General features: G+C 34.2%; 25 protein-coding genes and 1 pseudogene. 21 read left to right on the top strand and 5 right to left on the bottom strand.

The annotated features are described in order from the left end of the window. Window positions 1-391 precede the first annotated feature (391 nt). The 4 genes from D2K62_RS00940 to D2K62_RS00955 all read left to right on the top strand — a co-directional run bounded on the left by D2K62_RS00940 (window position 392) and on the right by D2K62_RS00955 (window position 2998). Window positions 392-1198, top strand: a complete 807-nt coding sequence (locus tag D2K62_RS00940) for an alpha/beta fold hydrolase (RefSeq protein ID WP_117160753.1) — start codon at window positions 392-394, stop codon at window positions 1196-1198. A 79-nt stretch (window positions 1199-1277) separates the two neighbouring features. Beyond that, window positions 1278-1751, top strand: coding sequence for an NUDIX hydrolase (locus D2K62_RS00945; protein WP_232827948.1), 474 nt, complete (start codon window positions 1278-1280; stop codon window positions 1749-1751). A gap of 185 nt (window positions 1752-1936) precedes the next feature. Continuing rightward, on the top strand, window positions 1937-2476 hold the full coding sequence (locus D2K62_RS00950) for a hypothetical protein (protein WP_117160754.1): 540 nt from the start codon (window positions 1937-1939) through the stop codon (window positions 2474-2476). Window positions 2477-2530: 54 nt separating this feature from the next. Continuing rightward, a complete protein-coding gene (locus tag D2K62_RS00955; protein ID WP_117160755.1) occupies window positions 2531-2998 on the top strand; it encodes a hypothetical protein in 468 nt (155 codons plus the stop codon). A gap of 85 nt (window positions 2999-3083) precedes the next feature. On the opposite strand, the pseudogene D2K62_RS00960 reads toward D2K62_RS00955, so the two are convergent. Then, window positions 3084-3748 (bottom strand): annotated as a pseudogene (locus D2K62_RS00960) (hypothetical protein). 338 nt (window positions 3749-4086) lie between these two features. On the opposite strand from D2K62_RS00960, the gene cypC reads away from it, so the two are divergent. Further along, complete coding sequence (gene cypC / locus D2K62_RS00965; RefSeq protein WP_117160756.1) at window positions 4087-5343, top strand: CYP152 family fatty-acid peroxygenase CypC; 1257 nt, start codon at window positions 4087-4089, stop codon at window positions 5341-5343. Window positions 5344-5384: 41 nt separating this feature from the next. Here the strand turns inward: cypC and D2K62_RS00970 are convergent, their stop codons facing one another. Next, complete coding sequence (locus D2K62_RS00970) at window positions 5385-5909, bottom strand: hypothetical protein (RefSeq protein WP_117160757.1); 525 nt, start codon at window positions 5907-5909, stop codon at window positions 5385-5387. 268 nt (window positions 5910-6177) lie between these two features. Here D2K62_RS00970 and D2K62_RS00975 point away from each other — a divergent pair, with 268 nt between their 5' ends. Beyond that, entirely contained in the window at window positions 6178-6450 is a 273-nt protein-coding gene (locus tag D2K62_RS00975) for a DUF6123 family protein (protein ID WP_112181127.1), read from the top strand. Here the strand turns inward: D2K62_RS00975 and D2K62_RS00980 are convergent. Beyond that, window positions 6443-6847: an RNase H family protein gene (locus D2K62_RS00980; protein WP_117160758.1), complete on the bottom strand. Its 405-nt coding sequence runs from the start codon at window positions 6845-6847 to the stop codon at window positions 6443-6445. The two genes, D2K62_RS00975 and D2K62_RS00980, sit on opposite strands and share 8 nt — an antisense overlap. A gap of 267 nt (window positions 6848-7114) precedes the next feature. Between D2K62_RS00980 and D2K62_RS00985 the strand changes: the two genes are divergently transcribed. Together D2K62_RS00985 and D2K62_RS00990 are read left to right on the top strand one after the other, a co-directional pair. Beyond that, window positions 7115-7972 carry a DUF72 domain-containing protein gene (locus D2K62_RS00985; RefSeq protein WP_117160759.1) on the top strand — a complete coding sequence of 286 codons (858 nt, stop codon included), beginning with the start codon at window positions 7115-7117 and terminating at the stop codon, window positions 7970-7972. 18 nt (window positions 7973-7990) lie between these two features. Continuing rightward, entirely contained in the window at window positions 7991-8605 is a 615-nt protein-coding gene (locus D2K62_RS00990) for an HD domain-containing protein (protein WP_117160760.1), read from the top strand. A 56-nt stretch (window positions 8606-8661) separates the two neighbouring features. Here D2K62_RS00990 and D2K62_RS00995 read toward each other — a convergent pair whose 3' ends face one another. Beyond that, window positions 8662-9735, bottom strand: a complete 1074-nt coding sequence (locus D2K62_RS00995) for a C40 family peptidase (RefSeq protein ID WP_117160761.1) — start codon at window positions 9733-9735, stop codon at window positions 8662-8664. 143 nt (window positions 9736-9878) lie between these two features. Here D2K62_RS00995 and D2K62_RS01000 point away from each other — a divergent pair, with 143 nt between their 5' ends. The 12 genes from D2K62_RS01000 to D2K62_RS01055 all read left to right on the top strand — a co-directional run bounded on the left by D2K62_RS01000 (window position 9879) and on the right by D2K62_RS01055 (window position 20409). Next, window positions 9879-10838, top strand: a complete 960-nt coding sequence (locus tag D2K62_RS01000; RefSeq protein WP_117160762.1) for a thymidylate synthase — start codon at window positions 9879-9881, stop codon at window positions 10836-10838. 17 nt (window positions 10839-10855) lie between these two features. Beyond that, the gene (locus D2K62_RS01005; protein ID WP_112181121.1) at window positions 10856-11347 is read left to right on the top strand and encodes a dihydrofolate reductase; all 492 of its coding nucleotides are present in this window, start codon (window positions 10856-10858) and stop codon (window positions 11345-11347) included. 24 nt (window positions 11348-11371) lie between these two features. After that, window positions 11372-11587 carry a YozE family protein gene (locus D2K62_RS01010; RefSeq protein ID WP_112181120.1) on the top strand — a complete coding sequence of 72 codons (216 nt, stop codon included), beginning with the start codon at window positions 11372-11374 and terminating at the stop codon, window positions 11585-11587. Window positions 11588-11653: 66 nt separating this feature from the next. Further along, on the top strand, window positions 11654-12808 hold the full coding sequence (locus D2K62_RS01015) for an exonuclease SbcCD subunit D (protein WP_117160763.1): 1155 nt from the start codon (window positions 11654-11656) through the stop codon (window positions 12806-12808). 1 nt (window position 12809) lies between these two features. Then, window positions 12810-15917: an AAA family ATPase gene (locus D2K62_RS01020; RefSeq protein WP_117160764.1), complete on the top strand. Its 3108-nt coding sequence runs from the start codon at window positions 12810-12812 to the stop codon at window positions 15915-15917. Window positions 15918-15968: 51 nt separating this feature from the next. Further along, a complete protein-coding gene (locus D2K62_RS01025; protein WP_112181117.1) occupies window positions 15969-16217 on the top strand; it encodes a DUF2584 family protein in 249 nt (82 codons plus the stop codon). A 193-nt stretch (window positions 16218-16410) separates the two neighbouring features. Further along, entirely contained in the window at window positions 16411-16971 is a 561-nt protein-coding gene (gene vrrA, locus D2K62_RS01030; RefSeq protein ID WP_117160765.1) for a VrrA/YqfQ family protein, read from the top strand. Window positions 16972-17038: 67 nt separating this feature from the next. After that, the gene (gene msrA / locus D2K62_RS01035) at window positions 17039-18001 is read left to right on the top strand and encodes a peptide-methionine (S)-S-oxide reductase MsrA (protein ID WP_117160766.1); all 963 of its coding nucleotides are present in this window, start codon (window positions 17039-17041) and stop codon (window positions 17999-18001) included. Window positions 18002-18087: 86 nt separating this feature from the next. Beyond that, window positions 18088-19146 (top strand): AbrB family transcriptional regulator, encoded by a 1059-nt coding sequence (locus D2K62_RS01040; RefSeq protein ID WP_112181114.1) that lies wholly within the window; start codon window positions 18088-18090, stop codon window positions 19144-19146. Window positions 19147-19223: 77 nt separating this feature from the next. Next, window positions 19224-19427, top strand: coding sequence for a DUF6501 family protein (locus D2K62_RS01045; RefSeq protein WP_112181113.1), 204 nt, complete (start codon window positions 19224-19226; stop codon window positions 19425-19427). A gap of 98 nt (window positions 19428-19525) precedes the next feature. Next, entirely contained in the window at window positions 19526-20071 is a 546-nt protein-coding gene (locus D2K62_RS01050) for a histidine phosphatase family protein (protein ID WP_117160767.1), read from the top strand. Window positions 20072-20169: 98 nt separating this feature from the next. Beyond that, window positions 20170-20409 (top strand): ferredoxin family protein, encoded by a 240-nt coding sequence (locus tag D2K62_RS01055; protein ID WP_112181111.1) that lies wholly within the window; start codon window positions 20170-20172, stop codon window positions 20407-20409. Between the two features lie 54 nt (window positions 20410-20463). On the opposite strand, the gene D2K62_RS01060 is transcribed toward D2K62_RS01055, so the two are convergent. Beyond that, window positions 20464-20742, bottom strand: a complete 279-nt coding sequence (locus D2K62_RS01060) for an acylphosphatase (protein ID WP_112181110.1) — start codon at window positions 20740-20742, stop codon at window positions 20464-20466. 89 nt (window positions 20743-20831) lie between these two features. Between D2K62_RS01060 and D2K62_RS01065 the strand changes: the two genes are divergently transcribed. Continuing rightward, entirely contained in the window at window positions 20832-21818 is a 987-nt protein-coding gene (locus tag D2K62_RS01065; RefSeq protein ID WP_112181109.1) for a P1 family peptidase, read from the top strand. The last annotated feature ends 8 nt before the right edge of the window (window positions 21819-21826 follow it).

Genomic DNA, 21826 nt, shown 5'->3' on the forward strand with positions numbered 1-21826 from the left:
ATTTTGTCTATAAATTTTAAAGATTAGAAAGCAAATAGACCCTTTAAAAAATCTAACTTTTTGAGCTCACTATATATGCCCTCATCTAAAGCCTAAGGACAGATTGATCGGAAATAACTTGTTTTTTCGCTAATAATGAATACCCAAAAGAACGTTACCCCGTAGGTTAAGGTATGAAGTGATACACAGTATTTCATTCATTGTCCTATTTTTGGTCATCTAGTTTTAAACAAGAATGGTACATTTTCTACTGTAAACTAATGTGGATGTTACATAGATAGATTGTGAATTTATTAGTTTTCTTCTTGTTTTAAAAATAATCTGAATATTTATGTTAAACTAAATATGTATTGTGAACGATTACACAGTTTTTAATTGAAAGGAATTAAATATGGCATATTGCAAAGTTCACCAAGCGGATATATTTTATGAAGATTTAGGGAAAGGAAAACCAGTATTAATGATACACGGTTATTCTCCTGACCACCGATTAATGAGTGGTTGTATGGAACCTATTTTTAAAAAGAAGGAAGGATGGCGTCGTATTTATATTGACTTACCCGGAATGGGATTAACAAAAAATTACCATGATATATGCAGTTCTGATGAAATGTTGGATACCGTTTTAGATTTTATTGAAACAGTAATTCCTAACCAAGAATATTTAATTGTTGGTGAATCGTACGGTGGATATATTGCCAGGGGTATTATAGAAAAGCAAAAAGAAAGAATACTTGGTGCAGCATTTATATGTCCATTAATTATTCCTAGTCCAGAAAATAGGTTAATTGAAAAACATAAGGTTTTAAAAACAGATGACAAATTTTTACTCAATTTATCAGAAGAAGAATTAAAGGATTTTAGAAATAATCAAGTTGTACTCAATGAGTACAACTGGTTGAGATACAACAAAGAAATTTTAAGTGGTATTAAAATTAGAGATGAAGAGTTTCTAAATAAAGTTAAGAGTAAATATGAATTTTCTTTTAAGATTGATCAGTCTGATTTCAATAATCCAAGTTTATTTCTATTAGGAAGACAAGACTCTTCTGTGGGCTATAAAGATGCACTTGACATTATGAATAAATACCCACGTGGAACATTTACTGTATTGGATACAGCAGGTCACAATCTACAAATTGACCAACCACAAATTTTTGATTCCCTTATAAATGAATGGTTGGACAGGGTTGAATGATTTTTAAAATTAAGGTGATTAACTACCAAATTGCCCTACTTAAAGTATAATTTAGATGGGGATATTTTTAAAAAAGAGGATGATTAATTTGAGTAAAAGTTCGGGTTGCTTCACTATAGTTTTTAACAAAGATGGAAATGTATTATTGGCGAAGCGAAAGGACTACCCTGTGTGGGACTTTCCAGGAGGAACTTTGGAAAAAGAAGAGTCAATAGAACAGTGCGCTATAAGAGAAACTAAGGAAGAGACAGGATACATTATTAAAATCAAGAAGAAAGTTGGGGAATATTATCAACCTCAATATGATGATATGCAACATATATTCTTAGGAGAATTAAAAGGTGGTAAACCAATTAAAGATGGTCCTGAAACAGAAAAGGTAAAATGGTTTAGTCCTAATAGATTACCTTTATTTATGATTCCTAATAGAAGAAAACAACTAAGCAAGTACTTGAGCTATAAAGACATATTAATACAAGAAGCAATTACCGTTTCACCTATGAGAACTACATTACTTAAAATATTTTTTAAAACATTTAGCAAAGTTCTGTGATGACAAATCTAGGTGATTCAGAAGCACATGCGCTTGTTTTTAAAAAGTTAAGTGAACATATTATTTCAAAACTAGATGTCGTTGTAAATTAAACTTTAATTGTTTTTTAATAGAAGAAGTAAGCTGATATTAAACTAGTGATTTAGTAGATAATTTATAATTGAAAATATAGGAAGTGAAGTTGTATGGTTGCATATTTTAAAGTGGACCAAGAGGATTTGATAGCGATATATAAAGAGTTTGCTGATAAATTCCCGAATTATAAAAAGAACAAGATAATATGTGGTTTGTTTATAAGTATCTTATATTTAGTACTTGCAACGTCGCTAGTGGGTGTTCAATTTTGGCGTTATATTATACTTTTTACTCTTATCATGTATTTCGTAGGTAGTAAATATGTTTATAAAAGAGCTTTAGTCAAATTTGTGAAAAAAACAGTTGCTAAAAATAAATATTTAGATGAAGAGTGTAAACTTACTATTTCTGAAGATAAGTTTATAAGAGAGTATAGTGATTTAATAACCAAAACGGAATGGTCATCGATTACAATGGCCAAAGAAGATGCAAGAAGATATTTCTTGTTAATTTTTGGAACTCCTCAGTTGTTTGTAATTAAAAAGTATCCCGTTAATTTTACGGATGAGGAAATAAATGAATATAATACTCGAATTCATCAATATATCAAGAATACTGGTTTAAATTTGGAAAAAGTGAGTGTAGAATAAATTATGTTAATGAGTAAATTGATAGGTTCCTTCAAAAAATAAGGGGATGGTTTGATGAAAAGAACGTTTATAGGTTTATTTACGTTGTTAGTTGTATTGGTATTTGGTATCACATATGCAGAGAATTCTAACGCTGATAGGGTTAAGGTAGAAGCTGACAGTTCTTATGAATTAAAACTAAATAAGGAAATTGACACTGTTGAAGATAATAGTTCAAATATATTATCAAAACCAGAATATAGTTCGTTTGAAGGTTACATAGAAAGTGAAGTAACACAAGAAAACTTCGATGAACAAAATATTTATCAAGAAGATGATTTTAAAAGTCATAGAATAAGAATTGCTAATTCTTATTTAAAACATTTTAAAGCACTAGATGAAGTGCCTGAATCAGTTGCGGATTTAGTAGATGAGGCAATTGAAATTACAGAAGAATCTTTTCAAAACAATAACTCAGAAAAGGAATATTTTGAAGAAATAGAAGATATTCAAGGAGAAATTCATATGCTGATAGATGAGTAACCGACAAAAAACGTTCTCAATTGAGACTGTTTTTTGTCTGCATCCATTTCTACTAATTTCTCTATTATAAAACAACTACTTCAAATTATTGAATAATCATTACGTCAATAAGATTTATGATTTCTTTATTGTCACCTGTTTCAACATAAACTAGTTTTAGATTATTAATCATATCTTCTGTTACTTCTCGCATCACGCCTTCTTCTAAATCTGGAGAGGAATCCCAACGTATTGGAATACTGTATACATTAATTGTGCCACCCCCATTACTACTGTAAGTTACCGAACCAGCCACTAGGCGCCCACCTGATAGTTGTATAACATCTTCTGGATATTTAACACTAGTATCATCGTTAGGATTCACTAATTCGCCTGCCTGTATATGTCGAACATACAATCCTTCTACGTCTTTAATCATTCCTAGTTGTAACCAAACCCGAGCATATTCAATTTCTTCAGAAGAATAGCTTGATAATTCTTCATTTGCTCATCACTTTCTGTTTCTTCTGAAGATTCTTTGCCTGAATCGCTATTCATATCTTCTTCTGTTTTAGTTGTAGGCGCCGATTCATTTACCTCTGTGCCTTTTAGGTTGATGTCTTCTGTATTATCGTCAATTTCCTCTTCATATTGTAAAGCAGAGTCCTTCACTGAAGAATCTGTATTTGATTCTTCGTTCATACCGCTTGTACAACCAAAGAGCATTAGTAGAGTTATGTTGCAAATAAACACTTTTGTGAATTTATTCATTTGATCATTCCTTTCTTGCACTCACAACATATCACACTAAAAGTCTGTTAATCAATTTAAAAATGTAAAAGTTTAGTAATTATAATAATTCCTTCTTCTAATACAAATACGACTCCTTTTGTAATGAATTCACACTATTAATATAGTCAAAATATTATTTACCACAACCTCGAAACAGTATTATTTCTTATTTCATACATATCTAAATTAGAGGTTATAGTTAGTTATCTATGCATTACTTAAAAAGTAAGTGATTTTCATATCAAAATGTTTAATTTTATAGCGCAAGGTAAGTATATATAATAACTAAATGTATTATGAGGGAGGAACAAGAGGATATGGGAGAAAGAAGAACCATGCCAGTCGAAGGTGGATTGGATCATAGCATAGCGCTGTTAAAAGAAGGGTATCACTTTATTCTAAATAGACGTGATCGTTATGATACAAACGTTTTTAAAACGAAATTACTTGCTCAGGATGCCATATGTTTATCAGGTAAAGAGAGCGCAACGCTTTTTTATGATACGAACTATTTTAGAAGAAGTGATGCTGCTCCGAAACGTCTGAAGAAGACACTATTTGGTCAGGGTGGTGTGCAGGGCTTAGATGGAGAAGAACATCGGCATAGAAAAGCTATGTTCATGTCATTGATGACAAAAGATGCGCTTGAGGAAATTTCTAATATAACCAAAAAACAGTGGAAACAAGCGGCTAAGAATTGGGAAAGTGAAAAGGAAATTATTCTGTATGAAGAAGCGAAACAAGTAATGACAAAGGTTGCTTGTGCATGGACAGGAGTGCCATTACCGGAACGTGATCTAGCAAAAAGAGCTGAACAGCTAGCAGATATGTTTGAATCAGCAGCAGCTATTGGGCCAAAGCATTGGAAAGGCAGAAAAGCCCGTGCTAGTGCTGAGAAATGGATAGAGGACCTGATTGAGAATGTACGCAATGAACAACTTGCCGTTTCACCTGATCGTGCATTATACACATTCTCATGGCATAAAGATCTTGAGGGAAATTTACTTGACAAAAAAACTGTTGCAGTAGAATTATTGAATTTATTACGGCCTATAGTAGCGATATCTGTTTATGTATGTTTAACAGGGCTTGCGATACATCAATTTCCGAATGAAGTAGCAAAACTAGAGTCTGGAAAAGATAAAGATCACCAATGGTTCATACAAGAAGTGCGCAGATTTTATCCGTTTTTCCCATTTGCAGCAGCAAGAGTAAAAAAAGATTTCACCTGGAACGGTTTTTCATTTGAAGAAGGAACACTTACACTATTAGATTTATATGGTACAAACCATGATCCGAAAATTTGGGAGAATCCATATTCATTTCAGCCAGAACGTTTTCATGAATGGAAAGGTAGTCCATTTGATTTTATTCCTCAAGGTGGAGGAGAATTTGACCTTGGTCATCGCTGTGCAGGTGAATGGATAACACTAGATATTATGAAAGTAAGTCTAAAATTTTTAATCCATCAAATAGACTATGAGGTACCTAAACAAGATTTAAGTTTAAGTATGGTTAAAATGCCAAGTTTACCAGAAAGTAAATTGGTAATAAAAAACATAAAATGCGTATAAAAAAGGATTATGAGAAATTCTCATAATCCTTTTTGATTCTATTAACTTAATGCTGAGGCCATATCAGGAGCAATTAAATCATTTGCTTCATAAAGTGAAGTGACTTCCGCTTGAAAATCATCCCACGCAGCTTGTGCAGTTGTTAAATCTACTTCATCAGCATCTAAACCAGTTTGAACTTCTTGGTAATAGCTTTGCAAAGTAGCAATAGCTTCTTCATATTGCATTTTTTGTTCTTCTGGTAATTCAGTTTCTAATGAATAACCTTCAAGCGTGCTAGATGCCTCTTCAGCAGCAGTTTTCGCCTCATCTAATGCAGATTGAACTGTTGCTTCGTCTACTTCTTCATCAGCGGCTGCTGCTTGATAAGCATTAATCTGTTGTTGGTATGGCGCTACATCACTTGTTAATTCAGCTTGAGCATCTAATAACCCAACTTGCACGGATTGCTCATCTGTTGTTTGCTCTTCTTGTGTTTCTGTTGTTGCATCTTCGTTTTCATCCGATGAACAAGCAGTGATAATTAATAGTGTTACTAAACTAAACGCAAATAAAAATTTCTTCATGTTGTTTCCTCCTACTGTATCTATGTAATATAATGCTAATTATCTATTTTATTCCGCTTGTTATGAAATGTAAATATATTAATAATTAGTTTAATTATTAAAATAATTCTGTTAATTAAATAAAGATAGTCTCAGTATGGGCAATGGCGTATAAAATTAATCTAGTATTCGACAAAAAACTGTATTATACTTACTATAGGTGCTGTCATTAGTAAGGTCATGATTCCATTTTAATGTGTTGGTGAGGTTTTTTGAAAGAGGGGATCGAATGAAGAATAATGTAACGCTTGGAGATTATATTGAACTATTATGGGAAAAGGGTTTCAAATTAACAGATGAGGAAGTGCAATTTATTTATTTTGGTAAACAGTATACGAATGCAAATGATTGGTTAATCATCATGGCATTAAAAACGACGCTCCAAATTCAACATCAATTTGATGGAAGTTTCTATATTAGTTTGTTGGAGTTGTTACAAGAGAAAAAGGTGACGACCGAAAAACAGGCGATAAAGGAATTTCAGAATAAAGGAATCATGTAGTTGTATTTTTCCATTGTAAAATTGCTTCTCGTGCGAGACGATCTGCCTTTTTATTTTGTGTACTTGGTATCCATTTAATAAAACAGTGGGGAAACGTTTCAATTTCGGCTAGTATTTCCTGTAATAAGGGTTGGTAAGTTTTATTTTTAGTGTGCTCTCTTTCAATGATATCTACGACTAATTTTGAGTCAGAACGTATAGACAAGATTTGATCTGGGAAATTATCTTTGCATAACTGTAGTGCTTTGATCACGGCATGTATTTCGGCTTCGTGATTAGAAAGAATACCTACATAAAAATTTTGGGATAAATAGTGTTGTTTGTTTTTAATAATAATACCAACACCACTTGGTCCAGGATTTCCACTAGAAGCCCCATCTACATATACTTCTATCATTAGTACGCACCCCTATCTAAAGACGTTGAGCATTTGTGCATCCAATTCTAAAAAAGCTACTTTACATACATGCATCTAATACGGTCTACTACTTGATTTCAATATAGCTTATTCAATTTAAGCAGTCAAGGAATTGAATGCACTATCCCTTTTGCATGTGGTAAAATAAAGTAATTCGTTTTACTATAAAGTGAAATTTCAAGCAAGGAGAGTTTTTGTATTTTTCTTTTGCTTGTTAGTTACACCAGAATAAATGGAGGAGCATGTATGACAATACTAATTGGCTTAACTGGATGGGGAGATCATACCACCTTGTATACAGATGCAGATAAAAAGAAGAATAAATTAGAAACGTATAGTTCACATTTCCCAGTTGTGGAGATAGATAGTTCCTTTTATGCCATTCAGTCGCAAGAAAATTATGATAAATGGATTTCTGAGACACCAGATCATTTTCAATTTGTTATCAAGGCGCATCAATCTATGACCGGACATGATCGTATAACACGAACGATTCAGGAAGCGAAGCAATTATTTCAGTCATTTCTTGAATCGATTGAACCAGTAAGTAAGGCATCTAAGCTACAAGCTATTTTATTTCAATTTCCACCTTGGTTCGATGTTCGCGTGGCCCACATTCAAAAGTTGCAAAAAATAAAACAACTACTTCCAAATCAACCAATAGCAATTGAATTCAGGAACCAAACATGGTTTGAAGCTGCTCATCGACAAGCTACATTAGATTTAATTAAGAAGAATGACTGGACACATACGATTTGTGATGAACCACAAGCTGGTGAAGGATCTGTTCCGACTGTCTTAGAAATTACCAATCCAACTACTGCACTTATTCGCATGCATGGTAGAAATGTCCATGGTTGGAATCGCAATGGTCGTGGTGGTGAAGACTGGCGAAATGTACGATACCTTTATCAATATAATGCAAAAGCGTTAACAGAATGGGCAACATACATAAGACAATTAGAGAAAATGACACAAACCGTCACGGTCTTATTTAATAATAATTCCGGTGGAGATGCTAGTAATAATGCAAAAGAATTAATACAGTTATTACATATTTCATATGATAACCTAAATCCGAGACAATTAGATTTATTCGAATAGAAATGAGGTGAGCTATTAATGAAAAACGAGATTATTATAGCGAAAGTAGAGGCTTACATTTATAAGATGTTTCATTCGGATGCCACCGGACATGATTATTATCACATGAAACGTGTGGCCAAAATGGCGAAGTATTTAGCAGAACAAGAACATGGTGATGTACTTCTCTGTGAATTGGCTGGTTGGGTTCACGATGTTGCAGACGATAAATTAACGAAAGATCCCGAAAAGGCAATAATAGAGTTAAAACTATTTTTAGCGTCTATTTCTCTATCAGACGATCAGATTAATACGATCGTAGAGATAATATCTACTGTTTCATTTAGAAAAGGACAAGATCCAAAATCTTTAGCGGGTAAAATCGTTCAAGATGCAGATCGTTTAGATGCAATCGGGGCAATGGGGATTGCACGAGCATTTGCTTATGGTGGCAATAAAAATCGTCCCATACATTCAGAGGATGAACAACAAAAACAACATGCAACTATTCAACATTTTGACGATAAACTATTATTAATAAAGGACAAAATAAAAACACCGACAGCGAAACGTATAGCGATCGAACGCCATACCTATATGGAACATTTTCTTTCTATTTTTTATAACGAGTGGAACAGTGATGCATATTATTAATAAAGAGGCAAGCGGTGGATCCATTAGCTTTCCGCTTGCTTCACCAATTTTAGTAGTTATTTTTCCACAGCCATGCGCTTTGTTCCAATATACCTTTCTTGCCAGTAACTAATACCTAAATCGCTAATTTCTACACCATTTGATTCGCCAGCATGTATAAATTGATTATTGCCTAGGTATATTCCCATATGTGATGGTCCTGATTTATAGGTTTCAAAAAAGACTAAGTCACCAATTGAACGTTGTTCCACCGGTACTGACATATTCCATATTTCAGAAACAGTTCTTGGAATAGATATACCAATTTGCTGAAATACATATTGAATATAACCGCTACAATCAAATCCGCTAGGTGACGTCCCGCCCCATAAATAGGTTGTTCCTCTATACTGTTTTGCTGTAGTAATTAACTGGTTGATATCAACTGATTGATTTGTCTCTTTTTTAGGGACGACTACGCTTTCTTTTGGTGTAGCATTGTCTTCTTTTACACTTTTTTCTTGATTTGTTTTCACTTCAACAGCAACCTCTATAGCAGCAGTCTTTGCTTCGGTTTCTTTTTGTTGAAGTGTTTGTATGGTTTCTTGATTGATTTCTTGCCTTACTTCTAATCCATTGTCTTCTTGAAAATACATCAGTGCTTGATTAGTCTTTGGACCGAAAATGCCATCTAATGAATCTTTATAATAACCAAAATAGTATAATGCCTGTTGGATGCTCTTTATTGCTTCTCCAGTTTCACCTAGATAATACGTTTGGTCTATGTCTTTTAAAGGTGCTAAATATTTTTCGCGTTCCCTGCTTAATATGATATTAATTGTTTGTTGATCAGTTTTACCTGTTATACTTAGATCATGTTCAATCTGTAATTTCTTTAGTGCATATTCGGTAAATATACCAAATTCTCCATCAATTTCCTTGTTGTAATACGATAAGTAATTTAATTTTTTTTGCAGTACACGAACAGCTTGATTATGTTCACCAAACGCAACAGCTACGTCTTCGTTTTGAAAGATTTCATTTTGAATCATCGGATAGGCATCTACGTAAAAGGCGAAAGGTTGACTTATCATATAGCCATAAGCCATGGAGTGTTTTGCAACTTGTTGGATGTTACTAGTCGAAAGCATGTAAAACGCCTCCTTTCAAATTATCTGTACGTAGTAAATTATGATGCAATTGGTTAAGAAATGTACTATTATACAAAACGAAATGTTTTTGTAATATGATACAATAAGATTTTAGTAATTTTGTAAATAAAGGAGTGTATATCATGACAACAGGAGAGCAAACTTATCTCGATTTATGTCATATGATTTTAGAAAATGGAAACAAAAAAAATGATCGAACACAAACAGGTACATTATCCGTATTTGGACACCAGATGCGTTTTCCATTACAAGAAGGATTTCCTTTATTAACAACGAAGCGCGTTCCGTTTCGATTAATAGCCAGTGAATTAATTTGGTTTATAAAAGGTGACACGAATATCCAATATTTATTAAAGCACAACAATAATATTTGGAACGAGTGGGCATTTAAAAAATGGATTGAAAGCGAAGCATATGAAGGTCCTGATATGACCGATTTTGGCAACCGGAGTCAACATGATCCAGAGTTTGCAAAAGTATATAAAACGGAAATGGATAAGTTTAAAGATAACATTTTAAATGATGATGCTTTTGCAAAAAAATATGGGGATTTAGGTTCTGTATATGGAAGCCAGTGGCGAGCATGGAAAACGTCACAAGGGGAAACCATTGATCAATTGCGTCAAGTAGTAAAGGCTATTAAAGAAAACCCTGACTCACGAAGACATATTGTCACTGCGTGGAATCCAGAAGATGTTCCAAGTAATATGGCATTACCACCTTGTCATATCATGTTTCAATTTTACGTAGCGGATGGTAAACTTTCTTGCCAATTATATCAACGGAGTGGTGATGTCTTTCTAGGTGTTCCGTTTAATATAGCAAGTTATGCTTTGCTTACACACTTAATTGCGCATGAATGTAACTTAGAAGTTGGTGATTTTATTCATACATTAGGAGACACACACCTCTATGTTAATCATCTAGAACAAGTGAAAACACAACTTGATCGAACAGCTTATGCGTTTCCTACATTAAAAATTAATCCGGCGTTATCGTCTATTTTTGATATCGAAATGGATGATCTAGAAATTGTTGATTATCAATCACATCCAGCAATTAAAGCACCAGTAGCTGTATAAAGAAAGGAGTGCATAGTGTGATTTCATTTGTCTTTGCTATGGATAAAAATCAGGTAATTGGATATGAACAATGGATGCCTTGGGATTTACCACGGGATTTAAAATTCTTTAAAGATGTAACACTAAATCATACGATTATAATGGGTAGAAAAACATTCGAATCATTTAAGAAACCTTTACCAAAAAGAAAGAACGTTATTTTAACCAGCGATCAAACCTATCAACAAGAAGGATGTGACATAATCCATTCTATTGATACAATTCTTGATTGGAATAAAGCTAACCCAGAAACGGAATACTTCGTCATTGGTGGAGGTACTATTTTTGAACAAGTCTTGCCTTATGCTGACAGAATGTATATGACCTACATCGATAACACGTTTGAAGGTGATACGTATTTTCCTTCCTACAACGAAGAAGAGTGGATCATCACTAGTAAAACCAAAGGAATAAAGGATGAAAAAAATCAAGAGGATTATTACTTTATACAATATGACCGAAAAAAATAAGCAAGTCATGTAAGGAGAGAAAAGATGCGCTCATTCTATCAATATATGATGCGGTACCGAGGAGCGAAGAAAGTAACAAACGAAAGCCGATTAGCAGAATGGATGTTTCGTGATCATGATTTTCCTAAACATAGTGAATCATATGATGAGATTAGTCGGTATTTAGAATGGAATATCCCATTCAAAGAGGCCGTTCAAGTATTTGATCATTTATGGGATGACTATCAAGAAGTAAAGTAGGCTCTAGTGTATACTAGGGCCTCTCCATTTATATTAGCTTTTTTAGCAAGAGGGGGAGTAGAACACATGAAAATTTTGCATACTGCAGATTGGCATCTAGGAAAAATCGTTAACAGCGTTCACATGACAGAAGATCAAGCACATGTTTTAGCACAATTAATAGATATTGTTAGAGAAGAAAAACCAGATTTAATTATTATAGCTGGAGATATTTACGATCGTTCAATCCCACCTAAAGAAGCGGTTGAACTTTTAGATAGTGTCTTGACACAATTAATTACGGAATTTAATTGTCCTATCTTGATTATATCTGGTAACCACGATAGTCCTGATCGCTTACAATTTGGTAGTCGTTTATTTAGAGAAAATAATCTCTTTATCGAAACAAAGTTAACAACTGAATTGAGATCACTAACATTTGATGACGAATTTGGACCTGTTCATTTTCATCTTATTCCATATATTGAACCTGCTGATGCTCGATCTGTATTTGAGGACGAGACGATTCAATCACATCAACAAGCAATGGAAACGATTATTGACCGTATAAAAGCACGTGAAAATATGGAAGAACGACATGTTTTAATTGGACATGCATTTCTTGCTGGTGGTATGGAAACTGATTCTGAAGAAAGGTTATCGATGATTGGTGGTAGTCCCTATATTGATAGCTATTTATTTAAAGATTTTAGTTATGTAGCTTTAGGCCATTTACATCAGCCACAAAAGGTTACCTATGACTGGATTCAATATAGTGGATCCATTTTGAAATATTCTTTCTCGGAAGCCAGTAATACAAAATCAGTTACGATGATTAACTTAGCCGCAGACAAAACCATTGACATGTCACGTATTCCACTGCAACCAAAACGTGATTTGCGAATTATTGAAGGTTACTTTGATGAATTTATAAATGGGGATAAAGCGGAACCAACAGAGGATTATTTACACATTCGTTTACTGGATGATGGTCAAATATTGGATCCGATTGGGAAGTTACGGCAAAAGTATCCAAATATTTTACGTCTAGAGCGCAAAGTACTGCAATCGAACCGACAGTTAAATGAATTAAATCAAATTAAAGAAAAACAGAAGATGACCCATGCACAACTATTTCATACGTTTTATGAAGAAATGAAAGGCGAACCAATTACGAAAGAACGTAAAGATCATATCGATCAAGTTATTCAAACGTTAATCGAACAAGAGAGGGGGAAATAAGATGCGGGCTGTATCTATTATACTATCTGCTTTTGGACCATATAAGGAAGAACAGGAGATAGATTTCAGGGAGTTAGGCAATGAATCTATTTTTTTAATAACAGGCCCAACTGGTGCTGGTAAAACTACCATATTTGATGCAATTTGCTTTGCGCTATACGGAAAAGCAAGTGGTAGTGACCGTGATCATGATACATTTCGTAGTCATTTTGCTACACCTGATGACAAAACCGCAGTTTCTTTTACCTTTCAATTAAAAGAAAAGACCTACTTCGTTTACCGACAACCTAAACAGCTAAAGTTAAAAGAAAGAGGTGAAGGATTTCGAGAAGAGCCCGCACTTGCGGAACTTTATCAGATAGAAGACGGTGAAAAACTGCTAATTCACTCGAAAATTAAAGACGTTAACGAAACAATCGAGGAGATGCTAGGTCTTGATTATGATCAATTTCGTAAAATGATTATGATTCCTCAAGGAGAGTTTCGTAAGTTAATAGCTGAAAATAGTAACGAGAGGGAAGAAATTTTACAGAAAATATTTAGAACGTATTTTTATCAAGATGTAACAGAAGCACTAAAAGCACAAGCAAAAGATATAAAAGAACAATTAGAGCAAACAGAGTGGAAAGTAACGCAGGAAATGAACAAAATAGAATGGGATGATCCTACTCTAGTAGATCTATCAACTACTAATAAAGCTATTGAAGCACTACAAGATAAAATAAAAGTAGATAAAGAGAAGAGAATAGATTTAAATAAAAGGGTAACGAAAAAAAAGGATAAACTTCAACATAGTCAGGAAGCTTTCTTCAACGGAAAACAGATGGCAAATAAATTTCTAGAGAAGGCACAACTGACAAAAGAAAAGCAAAACATGGAGCAACAAAAAAAAGAAATAGAAGAGAAAAGGCACGTGTTATTGTTGGGTGATAAAGCAAATACATTACTAGCATATGAGAAACAAGCAGCTGATCGTCGACAAGAATGGAAAGAGCAACAAGAAAAAGTAACGAACCAAAAAAAGTTATTACTAACTCTCGAAAATGGTTTTCAAGACGTGACAGAAAAGTATGAGCAACAAAAACAAATGGAAAAAGAAAAACAAGAAGAACGAGCCCAACTTGTTGAAAAGAAAAAACAAGTTGAAAAGTTACGTCAATACACACAACGTAACAGCGCTTTAGAAGCAGCTAAGAAAAAGGTTGCTAAAACAAGTGATAACGTACAATCTGTGACAAAAGTAATGGAAGCTAAGCAAAAAGCGTTTCAACAAGTTGACGGTTTATTACGTACACAATCCCAACAAACAAAAGCTTATTATCAGGCAGAGAAAGATTTACAGCACGCACAAGAATCAGATAAAAAGAGCCATACGTTGCTAGAGGCTTTCACTGATTTAGAAGTATTGCGCAAGGACTATAAACAAGTGAAAAATAGCTATTTAAATATAAATCAACAAATAAAAGACCAGCGTCAACGTTTGCAAGAAATGGAAAAAAAACAGCAAATACATCATGCTTCTGTATTAGCGAATCACTTACACGATGGTGAAGCGTGCCCAGTTTGTGGGTCACAAGATCATCCTTCTAAAGCAACGAATAAAGCAACTATAATATCAGAAGAAGCATATAATAAAGAACAAGCTATTTTAGTTCAATTAGAGGAAGCAGTAACAAAATGGCAAGATGCATATGTTAATGCAAAGTCTAAAGGGGAAACAAAACGGGAATTAGTTGAGAATCTAGCTGGAGAATTTAATCTTTCCATTGATAGCCTTAATCAAGAAGCTTTAAAAGAACTAACGATGCAATCTTTAGCTAAAATAGAAAAGAAAAAACAAGCTTTCAAAGAAGAAGAGATTAAAGCTAAACGTTTAGACAAAGCGGAAGTAGAGAAGCAACAGATTACAAAGGAAATAGAAAAGTTAACTAGTGAGTTGGAAACAGAGAAGCAACGATTAGAAGATGCAAAGAATGAACAATTAACAATAGAAGCGCAACTAACACAATTAAAATCAGACATTCCAACACAGTCACTGACAGTAAATGAATGGCAGGACCATATTCAAAAAACAGAACAAGCATTGGATGAATGGTTTAAACAGTTGGAACAACAACAAAAGATATGGGAAAGTAGTAAACGAAAACGTGATGAAGCTCGAATTAATCTTGTTTCTTTTGAAAAGTTCACAACAGAATTAGCACATAGAAAAGAAGAACAGGAAGCAATTTTAAATCAAAAAGTTGAAGAAGCTGGTTTTGCAAGTATGAAGCATTATCAAGAAGCAAAACGATCAATCGAACACTTAAATAAGTTAAGAGCTGAAATTGAACACTACACACAATTAAAACAAAAGATTACGGAACAGTTACATGTATTAACCGAACAATTGTACAATCAAACAGAACCAGATCTTGATAAGTTAAAAGAAATGGTTGATAAATATACAGTAGAACTAGAACAAACAAATCAAGCATTTCATGCAAGTGATTTGAGGATACAACAACATGAAAGACTTCTTACTAGTATTCTAAAATTAGTGAAAGAGCAACAATCATATGAAAAGAAATATTATGATATTGCTGAATTAGCAGATCTTGCGCGTGGTACGAATCATTTGAAATTATCATTTGAGCGCTATGTTTTATCTTCTTTCTTAGATGAAATACTATTACAAGCTAATATACGGATGGATCAGTTAACAGAACATCGTTACCAACTCATACGCAGTAATGAAGTCGCAAAACGAGGTGCAAAGAGTGGTTTAGACTTAGAGGTGATGGATCAACACACAGGCCAACAACGTTCTGTCCGAACACTATCAGGTGGCGAAGGATTTAAAGCGGCACTTAGCCTAGCTTTAGGAATGGCAGATGTTGTCCAGGCTCATGCAGGTGGCGTACAATTAGAAACGCTCTTCATTGATGAAGGATTTGGAACATTGGACGAACTATCTTTAGAGCAAGCTATAGAATGTTTAAAAGGACTGCAACAATCTAATCGTGTATTAGGAATTATTTCACATGTACCACAATTAAAAGAGGAAATTTATGCGAAGTTACAAATTAAACCTTCTCCACAAGGATCACGTGCAGTCTTTACTTTTTAAATTGAAACGATATTACTGTATAATGAAAGAAAATAGAACGGAGGTTTTTATATGACAATGCCGCTTACAATAGAAACAAAACTCGTTACAGATGCAAAAGAAATACGTGTGGAAGGGTTTGAGAATCATTTTTCTATCACATTAGCAGGTTATTGGTTATTTCCCATGCAAGAGCGGATGGAAATTAGACGCCATCAAGAATCAGATCAAATTGGTTTTGGAAAAGTTATCGAACTAACTTGGAAAAATGACGAAACAATTTGCACGTATCAACTTCTTTCTCTTTATAGCGTCAATTAATGACACGTTTGCTTCTACTCCTATGTAATATAAACAATTATTTTGCGCTTGCCCAGGAAATAATGCAGCTATTCTATAATGAAAAAGTCGTTCTTATTTAATGAACGGCTCTTTTTTTGTGTACCTGACCTACACAGATTCCGTTCCATGGCGTACAATATCATAGCAAAATCAGTAGAAAAGAGGGATTATTATGGTTTCACGTTTCCAAGGAAGGCCTCCAACACAACAATTGTTACCACCAGCTAGCAGACAACCATTTGATTATTGGGGGGGACCATTTCAACAAGGAGGATTACCTTCTCAAGTCGATCCAGTTGAAAAAACAGGTATAATGGGGATTCTTCAAAAGTATTTGCCTACTAAACTGTTAGAAAACTCAGGTGGCGGATCTGGGGTTACAGGAACACTAAACAATATTCAACAAGTGCTGAAGATGTCACAGTCTGTTACACCACTAATTCAACAATACGGACCAATGGTTAAAAATATACCTTCTATGTTAGCGTTATTAAAAGCATTTCAAGAGTCTGATGATGAGGAAGACGAAGCGGATACGGTCCTTGATGAAGATGAAATTAAGGATGAAGATCAAGTAACAAATTCAACCCAGGAAGACGAATTGGTTGATAAAGGACAAAAAGTATCCATTAATGAATCATCAGATGATCTTTATCATATTGAAACAGAAATGAATACCAAACAAATAAAGCAAACACAGTCACAGAGTTCGAAACCTAAACTATATATTTGAAAACAAATGTAAAAAGAATTAAACTATACCTATGTACGAACACTATTAATCATTGGAGGAATGATCTGTGGATCAATTAAATAAAGCAGTAGCAACATTTGCGGGTGGGTGCTTTTGGTGCATGGTCGAACCTTTTGACGAACAACCTGGTATAGAGAAGGTTGTATCAGGCTATACAGGGGGACATACAGAAAACCCCACATACGAAGAAGTGTGTTCCGATACAACAGGTCACGTCGAAGCGGTTCAAATTACTTATGATCCGACCATTTTTCCCTATCAGCGATTACTTGAACTCTTCTGGCGTCAAATAGATCCTACCGATCCAGGTGGACAGTTTAATGACAGAGGCGATTCATATAAGACAGCTATTTTTTATCATACAGATGAACAAAAAGAGCTAGCTGAACAGTCAAAGCAGGAACTAGAAGATTCAGGTAAATTTAAAAAGCCAATTGCAACAAAGATATTACCAGCTTCTACCTTTTATCGTGCGGAAGAACACCATCAGGATTACTATAAAAAGCAAGGTTTTCATTATCGTTTATATAAAAAAGGCTCTGGTAGAGAAGATTTTATTAAGAACAATTGGAAACCTAAATATGATAAAAAAGATCTAAAAAAGAAATTAACACCAATCCAATATCAAGTAACACAGGAAAAGGGTACCGAAGCACCCTATCAAAATGAATATTATGATTTAGAACAAGAGGGCATTTATGTAGATATCGTAAGTGGAGAACCTTTGTTCTCATCTAAAGATAAATATGATGCGGGCTGTGGTTGGCCAAGCTTTACCAGGCCAATTGATCGTAACCAATTACAAGAAACCCTTGATACTGCACATGGCATGAGAAGAATAGAAATTCGCAGTACAGATGCAGATTCTCATCTAGGTCATGTCTTTGATGACGGACCAGTTGAAGCTGGTGGAATGCGTTATTGTATGAATTCAGCAGCCATGCGATTCGTACCAAAAGAAAAATTGGAAGAAGAAGGGTATGGATATCTAACAGCCTTTTTTAAATAAGACCAATGACCTCATGCTACTTTTGTGGTAGGAGGTCATTTTATTTATAATAAACTAATATTGAACTGATTGAGAGAAGGATTTCTATGACATTGCCTTACATAAAACGTTTAGGAACAGGTTACCTAGTGGGGGTCATTATTGGTTTATTATTTACGTGGCTTCATGTTCCGTTACCGTGGATATTAGGTCCATTAATAGGTATTTTTGCAGTTCAAACAGTTACACGAATAGAGGTCCAAGCTTCTTTACCTTTACGTAAAGTAAGTTTTACTATAATGGGAATTCAGATTGGTACAACCTTTACAGCTACGACATTCACTGATGTAATGCCTTATATCATTCCTTATGGTTTATTTACGCTTTTGTTGATTGCTATTAGCTTAATAGCTGCCTATTTATTGTCGAAATGGTTACCTATTGACCCGATTACGAGTATGCTTGGTAGTATTCCAGGTGGTTTATCGGCAATTATCGCATTAAGTGAGTCAGTAAAGGGTAATACTGGACTAGTGACTATTTTTCACACCATTCGTTTGTTGTCTGTTCTACTAATCGTTCCCTTTGTAGCATCACATTATTTTATACCTGTCAATTCAACTACTTTGCAATCAGCTGTTGTTGTTAACCAAGGTCCGCTATGGACAGTAGCATTATATGTAGTCATTTATTTTATAGCTTTTAGATTTGAGAAAAAAGTACCAGCAGCACTTGTTATTATTCCAATGATACTAGTCGGTATCTTGCAAATGCTGCCCATTCAATTATTTATCTTACCAAATGTATTCTATATTTTTGCACAACTTACTTTAGGTATTTATCTTGGTTACTCGATCTCATTAAAAGATATACAAAAGGCAGGGAAATTCGCCTTGTATTACTTTTTGCTTTCCGTTTTTCTAATAATAGTGGCGGGTAGTTTTGGGTATATATTTAGCATGTTGACAGCGGTGGATCTAGCTACTGCTATACTAAGTTTTGCACCTGGAGGTTTAATTGAAATGGCTCTAACTGCTCAGTCAGTTGGTGGTGATTCTTCCATTGTTAGCTCCTTGCAAACGATTCGATTACTCACTATTGTTCTATTAGTACCCTTTATCATTCAACTGATTTTACCAAAGTTTGTCCAATCTAGAAATCAATAGCTTATTTTTTAATAGAAAACGTGATAAACTAAGAGAGTAAAGTGCTTTACTTAGAGATAGAAGAAGGGAGTGCAAACATGATCCATTTAAATTGGGAAAATAACGTAACAGTAAAACAAATCAAATGCGTACATGCAGATGCAAAAAAGTTTGTAGTCAATCATGTCTTAACACCTGAGAAAGTGTACGACGTTAAAAATGAAACAGACGAATTCTATTTTATAATAGATAATACGAATCGTATTGGTGGTTTTAGGAAAGAGTATTTCACAGAAAAATGAAATTAATTATAAATAATCAAAATAGACTTACTTATCAGACTTGTGTTTCCACTATTTATGTATAATAATAGACTGAACCCTTTTTAGGAGATGATGTAGTGAAACAACTTATATTAATTCGTCATTGTCAGGCAGAAGGGCAACATAAAGATTCACCACTAACACAAAGTGGTGTCAATCAAGCACATCGTTTAGCTGCATTTTTAAATAAACAACCAATTAAATTGGACAGGATTATATCCAGTCCATTTATGCGTGCAATAGAAACCATTAAACCTTATGCAGATGAACACCATATCTCAATTGAAAAGGATCGTCGCTTACAAGAAAGAATATTAAGTAATGAACCAATAGATGACTGGATTGATGTGTTGGAGACATCGTTTTCTAACTTTGATTTTCGATTACCTGGTGGTGAATCTTCCAATGATGCACTAAAAAGAGGTTTGGAAGTCTTACATCAAGCACTACAAGATGAAGAACATGAACATATTGCTATTGTTACCCATGGTAATTTATTAACGATATTACTATCACAATTTGAAAAAGAATTCGGCTTTATTAACTGGAAGATGCTAACAACTCCTGATGTATTTGTTATTCAAAAAGAAGCAGATAAGTATGCCGTTGAACATGTATGGTAAAGTGAATTTCAGTTAGCTGGATGCATGAAATACATTGGGTAGATTATGTATTTGTGATATGATAACACAGTAAGAATGTTTTAAAGGAGGAGTAATTTTTGGCTTTTGTAATAACGTCACCGTGTATAGAAGAGAAAGCAGGCGAATGTGAAGAAGTTTGCCCTGTTGATTGTATAGAAGAAGGAAAAGATATGTTCTATATCGATCCAGATATTTGTATTGATTGTGGAGCGTGTGAAGCGGTTTGTCCAGTAGAGGCAATTTATATGGAAGATGAAGTTCCAGATAAGGAACATGATTATATTGCTTTGAATCGTAAATTCTTTGAAGAGAAATAGACAGAATAGATAAAAAGCCGCTAATTTCAGATTGTGAAATTACGGCTTTTTTATCTACACGACTTTAAAATTCTGAAAGTCATTTAATTTCTCATACGTTGTCAGTTCTACGTGATCTACTTTAATAAATTTTCTTGGACCTTTTTTAATCAAATCAATGAACTCATATAAGGTTTCGACTTCTGCTTCTGCTTCAATTTCAACCCTACCATCTGCTAAATTCTTCACCCAACCGTTAACTCCCATTTCAGTTGCCTTCATTTGGGTTGTAGCGCGAAAGCCTACACCTTGTACGACGCCACTAACAAGCATGTGTGCTCCTAATTTACTCATATTATCACCCCATATCAGTTGTTATTTAACTATTTACTTTATATCAACAATTTAAACTAATTTTTATCAAAAATCGAGGAGGAACTATAATGCATCATAATATTATTGAAATTACTATGAACGAAATAGACGCATTTAAAATTGGTCATGCTCAAAATGAGAAAGCAGCTACTGGCTGTACCGTAATTATTTCTGAGAAAGGTGCGGTTACAGGAGTAGATGTTCGAGGTGGTTCACCTGGTACACGAGAAACTGATTTATTAAAATCAGAAAACTTAGTTGACCAAGTCCATGCTATTTTTTTAAGCGGTGGGAGTGCTTATGGTCTGGAAGTCGGAACTGGCATAATGCATTATCTAGAAGAGAGAAAAATAGGTTTTGACGTGCAAGTTGCAAAGGTACCAATTGTTCCAGGAGCGATTCTGTTTGATCTAGCAATTGGTGAAGTGAATATTCGTCCTGATGCGAAAATGGGATACCAAGCATGTCTGAACAGTGAATATGACATGCGTGATCATGCACAAGGAAATGTTGGAGCAGGAATGGGGGCAACTGTTGGGAAATGCCTTGGACCTTCTTACAGCATGAAGAGTGGAGTTGGTACTTATGCTATTCAAATAGGAGACTTAAAAATAGGAGCTGTTATTGCAGTCAATAGTTTTGGTGATATTATTGATCCGAGTACAAATGAGATTTTAGCTGGTATATTTGACCGAGAACAAGGTGTGTATTTAAATACGGAGAAACAATTACTGAAACAGTTAGAGAGCACAACAAATCGTTTTTCAAGTAATACATCAATCGGCAGCATACTAACGAATGCGAAAGCTAGTAAAGCAGAAATGAATAAAATAGCATCTATCGCCCACGATGGTATGGCTAGAACAATGCGACCTTCTCATACTTTAGTAGATGGCGATACGTTATTCGCAATGACTTCGAATCAAGTAGATGTGGATTTAAATATTGTTGGTATGCTCGCGGTAGAAGTAGTAGAACAAGCAATTATACGTGCTGTAAAGCAAGCAAGTTCTTTATTTGGTCAACCCAGCTACCAAGATATAAACCAAAAGTAATGAAAAGT

Origin of the sequence: Paraliobacillus sp. X-1268, assembly GCF_003426095.1 — a bacterium.
Taxonomy (GTDB): Bacteria; Bacillota; Bacilli; order Bacillales; family Amphibacillaceae; genus Paraliobacillus_A; species Paraliobacillus_A zengyii.

What these genes read in the sequence shown, in the direction of transcription:
- D2K62_RS00940 (WP_117160753.1), top strand. Translation starts at nt 392, where the DNA reads ATGGCATATTGCAAAGTTCACCAAGCGGATATATTTTATGAAGATTTA.
- D2K62_RS00945 (WP_232827948.1), top strand. Translation starts at nt 1,278, where the DNA reads ATGATTAATTTGAGTAAAAGTTCGGGTTGCTTCACTATAGTTTTTAAC.
- D2K62_RS00950 (WP_117160754.1), top strand. Translation starts at nt 1,937, where the DNA reads ATGGTTGCATATTTTAAAGTGGACCAAGAGGATTTGATAGCGATATAT.
- D2K62_RS00955 (WP_117160755.1), top strand. Translation starts at nt 2,531, where the DNA reads ATGAAAAGAACGTTTATAGGTTTATTTACGTTGTTAGTTGTATTGGTA.
- cypC (WP_117160756.1), top strand. Translation starts at nt 4,087, where the DNA reads ATGGGAGAAAGAAGAACCATGCCAGTCGAAGGTGGATTGGATCATAGC.
- D2K62_RS00970 (WP_117160757.1), bottom strand. Translation starts at nt 5,909, where the DNA reads ATGAAGAAATTTTTATTTGCGTTTAGTTTAGTAACACTATTAATTATC.
- D2K62_RS00975 (WP_112181127.1), top strand. Translation starts at nt 6,178, where the DNA reads ATGAAGAATAATGTAACGCTTGGAGATTATATTGAACTATTATGGGAA.
- D2K62_RS00980 (WP_117160758.1), bottom strand. Translation starts at nt 6,847, where the DNA reads ATGATAGAAGTATATGTAGATGGGGCTTCTAGTGGAAATCCTGGACCA.
- D2K62_RS00985 (WP_117160759.1), top strand. Translation starts at nt 7,115, where the DNA reads ATGACAATACTAATTGGCTTAACTGGATGGGGAGATCATACCACCTTG.
- D2K62_RS00990 (WP_117160760.1), top strand. Translation starts at nt 7,991, where the DNA reads ATGAAAAACGAGATTATTATAGCGAAAGTAGAGGCTTACATTTATAAG.
- D2K62_RS00995 (WP_117160761.1), bottom strand. Translation starts at nt 9,735, where the DNA reads ATGCTTTCGACTAGTAACATCCAACAAGTTGCAAAACACTCCATGGCT.
- D2K62_RS01000 (WP_117160762.1), top strand. Translation starts at nt 9,879, where the DNA reads ATGACAACAGGAGAGCAAACTTATCTCGATTTATGTCATATGATTTTA.
- D2K62_RS01010 (WP_112181120.1), top strand. Translation starts at nt 11,372, where the DNA reads ATGCGCTCATTCTATCAATATATGATGCGGTACCGAGGAGCGAAGAAA.
- D2K62_RS01015 (WP_117160763.1), top strand. Translation starts at nt 11,654, where the DNA reads ATGAAAATTTTGCATACTGCAGATTGGCATCTAGGAAAAATCGTTAAC.
- D2K62_RS01020 (WP_117160764.1), top strand. Translation starts at nt 12,810, where the DNA reads ATGCGGGCTGTATCTATTATACTATCTGCTTTTGGACCATATAAGGAA.
- D2K62_RS01025 (WP_112181117.1), top strand. Translation starts at nt 15,969, where the DNA reads ATGACAATGCCGCTTACAATAGAAACAAAACTCGTTACAGATGCAAAA.
- vrrA (WP_117160765.1), top strand. Translation starts at nt 16,411, where the DNA reads ATGGTTTCACGTTTCCAAGGAAGGCCTCCAACACAACAATTGTTACCA.
- D2K62_RS01040 (WP_112181114.1), top strand. Translation starts at nt 18,088, where the DNA reads ATGACATTGCCTTACATAAAACGTTTAGGAACAGGTTACCTAGTGGGG.
- D2K62_RS01045 (WP_112181113.1), top strand. Translation starts at nt 19,224, where the DNA reads ATGATCCATTTAAATTGGGAAAATAACGTAACAGTAAAACAAATCAAA.
- D2K62_RS01060 (WP_112181110.1), bottom strand. Translation starts at nt 20,742, where the DNA reads ATGAGTAAATTAGGAGCACACATGCTTGTTAGTGGCGTCGTACAAGGT.
- D2K62_RS01065 (WP_112181109.1), top strand. Translation starts at nt 20,832, where the DNA reads ATGCATCATAATATTATTGAAATTACTATGAACGAAATAGACGCATTT.